6 protein-coding genes are annotated in these 6,627 nt (G+C 62.1%); 4 read left to right on the top strand and 2 right to left on the bottom strand.

Translation table 11 applies throughout. The features are described from left to right. The coding region (locus tag ACFFAR_RS20965) for a glycosyltransferase (RefSeq protein ID WP_375508383.1) at nucleotides 1-561 on the top strand (561 nt) is incomplete at its 5' end. A gap of 49 nt (nucleotides 562-610) precedes the next feature. Here the strand turns inward: ACFFAR_RS20965 and ACFFAR_RS20960 are convergent. Continuing rightward, entirely contained in the window at nucleotides 611-1,093 is a 483-nt protein-coding gene (locus ACFFAR_RS20960; RefSeq protein ID WP_062171718.1) for a hypothetical protein, read from the bottom strand. 125 nt (nucleotides 1,094-1,218) lie between these two features. Then, entirely contained in the window at nucleotides 1,219-2,238 is a 1,020-nt protein-coding gene (gene hpnA / locus ACFFAR_RS20955) for a hopanoid-associated sugar epimerase (protein WP_062171716.1), read from the bottom strand. A 217-nt stretch (nucleotides 2,239-2,455) separates the two neighbouring features. Between hpnA and ACFFAR_RS20950 the strand changes: the two genes are divergently transcribed. From ACFFAR_RS20950 to ACFFAR_RS20940, 3 genes are all read left to right on the top strand, one after another. Next, nucleotides 2,456-5,602 (top strand): response regulator, encoded by a 3,147-nt coding sequence (locus ACFFAR_RS20950; RefSeq protein WP_375508385.1) that lies wholly within the window; start codon nucleotides 2,456-2,458, stop codon nucleotides 5,600-5,602. A gap of 9 nt (nucleotides 5,603-5,611) precedes the next feature. Further along, the gene (locus ACFFAR_RS20945; RefSeq protein ID WP_062003455.1) at nucleotides 5,612-6,454 is read left to right on the top strand and encodes a protein-glutamate O-methyltransferase CheR; all 843 of its coding nucleotides are present in this window, start codon (nucleotides 5,612-5,614) and stop codon (nucleotides 6,452-6,454) included. A 3-nt stretch (nucleotides 6,455-6,457) separates the two neighbouring features. Further along, nucleotides 6,458-6,627: chemotaxis protein CheB (locus tag ACFFAR_RS20940; RefSeq protein WP_375508384.1), on the top strand; the 170-nt coding region annotated here is incomplete at its 3' end.

The following is a 6,627-nucleotide window of genomic DNA, read 5'->3' as shown; positions in this document are numbered from 1 at the left end:
GTCAACGACGTGCAAAGCCGCACGGCGGGCGCGGCGGGCGGCTGCATGATGGTCCGGCGTGCGGCGCTGGTGGAGGCGGGGGGTATCGAATCGATACGCGGTGAGCTTATCGATGACTGCAGCCTGGCTTCGCGCATCAAGTTTCGCAATGGCGTGAATGCGGCGCGTCCAATCCGTCTGGATCTCGCTGCCGACAGCGAGTCGCTGCGGCCCTATGACGACTGGCGCGAAGTCTGGAACATGATTGCGCGCACGGCCTTCACGCAACTTCGCTATTCCTCGCTGTTGCTGGCGGGCACGCTGATCGGCATGTGTGTGATCTATCTCGCGCCGCCGGTCATTGCGCTATCCATGGGCGCGAAGGGATGGCCGGCGTGGCTTGCATGGATCGCAATGTGCTGCGCCTACGCGCCAATGCTGCGGTATTACCGCCGCTCGATTTTCTGGGCGCCGCTGCTGCCGCTCGTCGCGCTGTTCTATGTCAGCGCAACGGTGGGATCGGCAGTGCGGTTCTGGAGCGGAAAAGGCGGCCAGTGGAAGGCGCGGGTTCAGGCGCCGTGATGCATTGCTTTGCGCGGGCACGGTTGCCGAAAACCACGGCCTGCTTCCATCACCGTTGCGTCAGCATTGCGTACAGCTCGATCACCATATCCGGCGAAAACGAGAACGGCACCCAGCCGTGGCCCGTGTGGCGCAACACCAGCAAGCGGTCACCATTCGGATAGCGCTGTGTCGCCATCACGGGATTTTTCGTCGCGACATACCGCCAGCCGGGGGGCAAGCCGTTCGGCTGGTCGACGGTCATCGAAGCACGCGCGTTCGACAATTCCTCGATCAATTGCGACACGCCTTCGGGACTCAACGCCACGGTCTTTCCGCCGATGGTCATCTCGATCACGTTTTTCTCGGGACGCGAGACATTCAGCGTGGGTTTTTCATCGGCCGTGGGCGCCGGATCGGGCGCGGTGGTCGCGGCGACGTCGGCTGCGGGTGAACTAGCTACAGGAGAATCAGCAGCGGGGGTGGAAGCAGCGGCCAGAATCAGCTCATCGAGGCTTGATTCCAGCGCGCCGAGCTGGTCGGTTAAGTTCATGCGGTGTATGCCTTTTCTTGCCTTGCATCGAGCCTGCGATTTTAACTGCTGCGTACTCTGCGTCGTGCCACGTGTTGTAACAAAATGCGTGTTGGCGCGCGTTAAACACAGAGCGCGCCTGCAGGTCAGCGGTTCAGATAACCGTTTTCACGAAACCAGTCGAGCGCATGACTCAGGCCTTCGCCATAGGGTCGCGCGCGGTAGCCAAGCTCGCGTTCCGCTTTTGCCGACGTGAAGTACATCTTGTTTTTCGACATCCGCAATCCATCGATCGTGACGAACGGCTCCTTGCCGCTGAACTTGGCGAAGAGTTCAGCGCCGGCCGCGAGCGGATACAGCGGGCCACGCGGCAACTTGATGGTCGGTGGCTTGCGGCCGGCCAGCCCGGCGATATCGGCGAGCATTTGTTGCAGCGACAAATTCTCGCCGCCCAGGATGTAGCGCTCGCCGATCACGCCGCGTTCGAGCGCGAGGAAGTGACCGTTTGCGACGTCGTCCACATGCACGAGGTTCAGGCCGGTATCGACGAAAGCGGGGATCTTGCCGGTCGCCGCCTCCACGATGATCCGCCCGGTCGGCGTCGGCTTCACGTCGCGCGGGCCGATCGGGGTGGACGGATTCACGATCACGGCCGGCAAGCCGTCGTTCGCGACCATGCGCTCGACGGCGCGCTCCGCCAGCACCTTGCTGCGCTTGTACGCACCGATGGTCTGATGGGCTTGCGCGGGTTTGGTTTCATCGGCGATATCACCCGACGGGTTCACCTTCAGCGTCGCGACGCTGCTCGTGTAGACAATCCGTTCGATGCCTTCGGCGAGCGCCGCACGCATGGTGGCTTCGGTGCCGTCGAGGTTCGCGCGCTCGATCTCGCTCGGGTCGCGCGCCCAGATCCGGTAGTCCGCCGCCACGTGCATCAGATACCGCACGCCTTTCATGGCGGCGCGCATGGACGCTTCATCACGCATGTCGCCATACACGACTTCGGCATCGAGACCTTCCAGGTTCTGCCGGGAACTGGTCTTGCGTATGACAACGCGGACATCGAGGCCGCGTTCCCGCGCCAGTCGCGCAACCGCCGAGCCTACGAATCCGGACGCACCGGTAACCAGCACGCGCCCACTGCGACCATGTACAGCGTCAGTCATTTTTTCCTCTGATTGGTATTGAAAGGTAACAGTTGCCCTTCTTCCGAAGCGTCGTAATCGGCCGTAGGCCCATATGTGACAAGGGCTGGCGGGTCGTGCTATGGTCCGGTGCTGCCTGTTCGGCGCCTGACAAAATCTCAACAATATTCACTCGCCAATGCATATAGACAGCAGAAACCGCTCCGTGTGGCTTTACTTTGCGATCGTCTTGATGCTGATGATCGTGTTCGCCATCGACTGGCTCACGCCGCTGAGAATCGCCATCTGGGTGTTCTACATGCTGCCGGTCGCGCTGTGCATGTGGGTCGACCGGCCGAACGTGCCGTTCATGACTGCCGGCGCAGCGTCCGTGCTGACGGTGCTGGGTTTTTACCTCACAACCGGCGACGCCGTTGTCACCACGTTCGTGCTGCAGATCAACCGGGTGATCGGCGTGATCGTGATGTTCGTGCTGGCCGGCGTGGGGCATCTCTATATCAAATCGCGGCTGAACCTGCAACGCAGCGCCTGGCTCAAGCAGGGCGAAGTCGAGGTCGGACTGCAAATTCGCGGTGAACTCACCCCTGCTGCGATTGGCGAAGGCATCCTTCGTTCGCTGGTGCCGTACGTTGGGGCGCGCGTCGGCGTGCTGTACGCGCGCAAAGGCGACGTGCTGGAGCGCATCGCGGCGTGGGCGCTGCCTGCCGACAGCGCCGTGCCGCAACGGATTACACGAGGACAGGGACTCGTCGGGCAAGTGCTCGATGAGAAAAAGGCCCTCGTTGTCACGGGAGCATCGGCGGAATTCCTGAAGGTCGGTTCGGCGCTTGGATCGGCGGCGGCGAGCCACAGCGTCGTTGCACCCATGATGGCCGACGGCGACGTGACCGGTGTGCTGGAACTGGGTTTCATTGGCGACGAAAACGCCTTCAGCGACACGCGTGAACTGCTCGACAACGCGTCCGAAGCGATGGGCATGGCGTTGCGCTCGGCGGAGTACCGGACGCGCATGGTCGAGCTGCTCGAGGAAACGCAGCGCCAGAGCGAGGAACTGCAGGTCCAGCAGGAAGAGCTGCGGGTATCGAACGAAGAACTCGAAGAGCGCGGCCGCGCGCTGATGGAAACGCAGGCGCGGCTCGAAACGCAGCAGGCGGATCTCGAACAGACCAACGTGCGCCTGGAAGAGCACACGCACAGTCTCGAGCGGCAGAAAACGGAACTCGTGCGTGCGCAAAAGGAACTGGAGGCGAACGCGCTGGCGCTCGAGCGCGCGAGCCAGTACAAGTCCGAGTTCCTCGCCAACATGTCGCACGAGTTGCGCACGCCGCTCAACAGCTCGCTGATCCTCGCGAAGCTGCTGCAGGACAACAAGCACGGCAATCTCAGCGACGAACAAGTGCGCTACGCCGCGACCATTCATTCATCGAACAGCGATCTGCTGTCACTGATCAACGACATCCTGGATTTGTCGAAGGTGGAAGCGGGGCAGATGGACGTGCAGTTTGCGCCGGTTGCCATTGACGGAATGCTGCAATCGCTGCGCCAGTCGTTCGCGCCGATCGCGGATTCGAAGGGGCTGAAGCTCGTGACGGAGCGCGCCGAAGGCGTGCCGGAATATTTCGTCACGGACAATCAGCGCCTGCAGCAGGTGCTGCGCAATCTGCTTTCGAACGCCTTCAAGTTCACGGAGCGCGGGCAGGTGACGGTGTCGGTGCATAAGGCCGAGGACGACGATGACGCCTTGCGCTTCGATGTCCGCGATACCGGCATTGGCATTGCACGCGACAAGCAGGACCTGATCTTCCAGGCGTTCCAGCAAGCCGATGGCACGACCAGCCGCAAATACGGCGGCAGCGGGCTGGGCTTGTCGATATCGAGGGAATTCTCGCGTTTGCTGGGCGGCTCGGTGAGCGTTTCGAGCGAGCCGGGCAAGGGCAGCGTCTTTTCGGTTACGCTGCCGTTGAGCGTGCGTGAGGGCACGGTTACTGCAAAGCTGGATGTGATCGGGCACATGGGCGAACCGGTGGAAACTGCCGAGGCTTTCGCCGAACCGCAGCATCAGGAAGCGCCCGTGCAAAGCCACGCGCCGGCGCATCTGACGGTGCAGGCGGCATCGAATATCTCCGAGCCTTCGTCGTGGCGCGCGTCGGTTGCGAGCCATCATGTTCCGCAACCCATCGCCGATGACCGCGCCAACCGCAAGCGCCCCGACCGCGTGATCCTCGCGATCGAAGACGATTTGCGTTTCGCGCAAATCCTGCACGACCTCGCGCATGAACTCGAATTCGACTTCGTCCACGCGACGACTGCAACGCATGGCGTGGAACTCGCCCGCGAGTTGCAGCCGAACGGCATTCTGCTCGATGTCGGCCTGCCAGATCAATCGGGCCTGACCGTGCTCGAATGGCTCAAGCACGACCCGCTGACACGCCATATCCCCATACACGTGGTTTCATCGACGGATCATGCCGATATCGCGCTGCATCTCGGCGCAATCGGCTACACGCTGAAACCGAGCGCCCGCGACACGCTCGCGGGCGCGATCCGCAAGCTCGAAGCGCGGTCCGCACAGGGCACGCGGCGCGTGCTCGTGGTCGAGGACGATCCCGCGCTGCGCCAGAGCATCCACGCACTGCTGCAGAGCACGACCGTGGAGATCGTCGAAGCGGGAACGATTGCCGAAGCCATGGACGAGATCAATCGCGGCACGTTTGATTGCATCGTGATGGATCTGGCGCTGCCCGATGGCTCCGGCTACGACTTGCTGGAACGGGTATCGACGTCGCAGGAACATGCATCGCCGCCGGTGATCGTGTACACGGGGCGCGTGTTGTCGCCCGACGAAGAGCAGCGTCTGCGCCGCTATTCCAAGTCGATCATCATCAAGGGCGCGAAGTCGCCGGAACGCCTGGTCGATGAAGTCACGCTGTTCCTGCACAGCGTGGAAAGCGCGTTGCCGCCCGAGCAGCAGCGCATGCTGCGCGCAGCGCGCCAGCGCGACGACGTGTTCGAGGGCCGCACGATCCTTCTCGCCGAAGACGATGTCCGCAATATCTTCGCGTTGTCGCACGTGATCGAGCCGCTCGGCGCCAAGCTTGAAATTGCGCGCAATGGCCGCGAGGCGCTGGACGCGCTGGCGCGTCATCCGGATATCGATCTGGTGCTGATGGACATCATGATGCCGGAGATGGACGGCTTCACCGCCATGACCGAGATCCGCAAGGACCCGGAACACGCGCGCCTGCCGATCATCGCGCTGACGGCGAAGGCGATGGCGAGCGACCGCCAGAAGTGCCTGGAAGCCGGCGCGGACGATTACATTTCGAAGCCCATCGACGTTGACAAGCTGGTCTCGCTATGTCGCGTCTGGCTGCGGCAACGGTAGAGGGCCGCCATGCCAAATCGAACTTCGAAAGATCCGGACGAAGCCATCTTCGACATCGAGTTGAAGCTGCTGCTCGAAGCCGTCTATTTAAAGTACCAGCATGACTTCCGGCATTACTCCGTGAGTTCGTTGCGGCGGCGGCTGGGGCAGGCGTTGATCGATCTGGGCTATCCGACGCTCTCGCAATTGCAGGAACGCATTCTTCGCGATGCCACCCTGTTCTCGCGCCTGTTCCAGTACCTCACTGTACAAGTCAGCGAAATGTTTCGCGACCCGACGTATTTCCGCGCCATTCGCGAACAGGTCGTGCCGATCCTGCAGACGTATCCATCGATCAAGGTCTGGGTTGCGGGTTGCAGCACCGGCGAGGAACTCTGGTCGCTCGCGATCCTGTTCGCAGAAGAAAACATCGCGGACCGTACGGTTTTGTACGCTACCGATATCAACGCCGGCGCGCTCCGGCAGGCCGAAAGTGGCATCTATCCGCTGGATCGGCTGGCGAGTTTCAGCCAGAATTACCTGGCGGCCGGCGGCAAGCGTTCGCTTTCGGACTATTACCATGCGGCTTACGGTGCGGCGAAGTTCTCGCAGACGCTCAAGTCGCGTGTGGTTTTCGCCGATCACAGCCTTGCCACCGACAGCGTGTTCCTGGAAGCGCATCTGGTGTCATGCCGCAACGTGCTGATCTATTTCGATCGCGCGTTGCAGGATCGCGCGCTGGGTCTCTTCAGCGATTCGCTCGTGCGGCGGGGGTTTTTAGGCTTGGGCAGCAAGGAAAGCATCCGCTTTTCGAAACACGCGGACAGCTTTGCCGACTTCGATGCGCGCGAGCGCCTGTATCAAAAGGTTTAAACGATGAAAGCGCTGGAAGAATCGTTCAGCCCGCTGGCCGGGATCGACGCCATTGTCATAGGTGCGTCTGCCGGCGGCGTGGAGGCGTTGAATCAGTTACTGCCCGCATTGCCGGCGGGGTTTCGCCCCGCAGTGCTGGTCGTGGTTCATGTGCGCGCCGACTCGCCGAGCCT

Origin of the sequence: uncultured Caballeronia sp., assembly GCF_964243625.1 — a bacterium.
Classification (GTDB): Bacteria; Pseudomonadota; Gammaproteobacteria; order Burkholderiales; family Burkholderiaceae; genus Caballeronia.
The sequence above is the reverse complement of the archived record's forward strand: the minus strand, read 5'-3'. Positions and strand labels throughout refer to the sequence as shown.